2 protein-coding genes are annotated in these 1,622 nt (G+C 42.9%); both read right to left on the reverse strand.

From position 1 onward, the window contains the following. Positions 1-557 (reverse strand): Calx-beta domain-containing protein (locus WBM49_RS06810; RefSeq protein WP_424371307.1); only part of this gene is annotated, 557 nt, incomplete at its 3' end. 160 nt (positions 558-717) lie between these two features. After that, complete coding sequence (fabD, locus tag WBM49_RS06815) at positions 718-1,608, reverse strand: ACP S-malonyltransferase (protein ID WP_424371308.1); 891 nt, start codon at positions 1,606-1,608, stop codon at positions 718-720. Between the last annotated feature and the right edge of the window lie 14 nt (positions 1,609-1,622).

A 1,622-nucleotide genomic window follows, 5' to 3' on the forward strand; every position in this document is an offset into this window, starting at 1 on the left:
GTACCATCTGCTGTAGAAACATCCACTGTAAACCCTCCCTGAACAGCATTATCTAAAGTGGCGGTTACCGTAATATTCCCATCATTCTCGTTTCCACTTATGTTGGCTATGGTTACAACAGCATTGTCGTCATTCAAAATTGTTCCCAAACCAGTATTATCAGTGATAGTCCCTTGATTAGTGCCGGTTAATAAAACAGTTATAGTTTCATCACTTTCTACTTTGGTGTCGGCCCCGGTCACAATAGTAATTGTTCCACTGAGCGCTAAAGAAGGAATGATCAATTGATTGGTATTACCGGTATAATCACTATCGCCAATAGTAGCCGTACCATCATTTGTTGTAAAGTCTATGGTTGTATCGGTACCAAAAGAGGCGTCAAGAGTTACCGTAAATACGAGATTTGTACCTTCAGATTGAGAAACATTATCAATAGTAATATTCTGCCCATACCCAAAAACCCCGAACAACAACAAAAGCCCAGTAAAAAGCAGGGATTTTAGTTCGAGGGTACCAATAAATAATCCTAGTGCGTTTATTAAATCTTTTCTTTTCATAAACAATCCCGAATAGGCCCTGAATCTGCTACTTGATCGATAAACTACAGACTTAAAACAGGGTACCAATATTAAGAAAAATTGAGGCTCTAGACTAATAAAAAGGCCTAATTAACCATTTTTCAGATGTATGGTAATTTTCTCGTATTGAAGCTGGAAATTATTCCGTAGGAAGTTCTGCAGATGAGGCAGTCGCATCCGGGTTTATTTTCTTAACCACGCCTTGTAATACCTTCCCGGGACCTACTTCAATAAAATTGGCCGCACCGTCCTTTACCATCTGCTGTACACTTTGTGTCCAGCGTACCGGCGAGGTTAATTGGGCAATCAGATTTTTTTGGATCTGGGCAGCATTATTTACTGCAGAAGCTGAGACATTCTGATAGATAGGACAAACGGGTTGAGCGAATGTAGTATTCTCAATGGCCAGGGCCAGTCTTTCCCTTGCGGGTTCCATCATTGGCGAATGAAAAGCCCCGCCAACCGGCAGTAATAAGGCCCTTCTTGCCCCTGCATCCTTTAATGCCGCACAAGCGGCCTCTACAGCGGTGGTTTCACCCGAGATCACCAATTGCCCGGGACAATTATAATTCGCCGGGACCACAACCCCGTTAATACTAGCACAAATTCTTTCCACCACTCCATCTTCCAACCCCAAAACCGCAGCCATGGTACTGGGAGAAATTTCACATGCCTTTTGCATCGCGAGTGCCCTTTCCGAAACAAGGCGCAAACCATCTTCGAACTTCAGAGCCCCATTAGCTACCAATGCTGAGAACTCCCCCAGGGAATGCCCCGCCACCATATCTGGCTTAAATGCATCTCCCAATACTTTGCTCAAGATCACAGAATGTAAAAAAATAGCCGGTTGGGTCACTTTAGTTTCCTTCAGATCTTCTGCAGAACCCTGAAACATGACATCGGTAATCGAAAACCCTAAGATGTCATTGGCTTGTTCAAACAATTCCTGAGCCAGGTCGTACTTTTCATAAAGATCAAGACCCATTCCTGAAAATTGTGCTCCCTGTCCGGGAAATATATATGCTTTCATGATATTAAATTTTA

It is taken from the genome of Muriicola sp., assembly GCF_049669965.1.
In the GTDB taxonomy this organism is placed as follows: domain Bacteria; phylum Bacteroidota; class Bacteroidia; order Flavobacteriales; family Flavobacteriaceae; genus Muriicola.

Bases quoted from the DNA above. Each gene is read 5' to 3' on its own strand.
- fabD (WP_424371308.1), bottom strand. From the start codon at position 1,608: ATGAAAGCATATATATTTCCCGGACAGGGAGCACAATTTTCAGGAATG.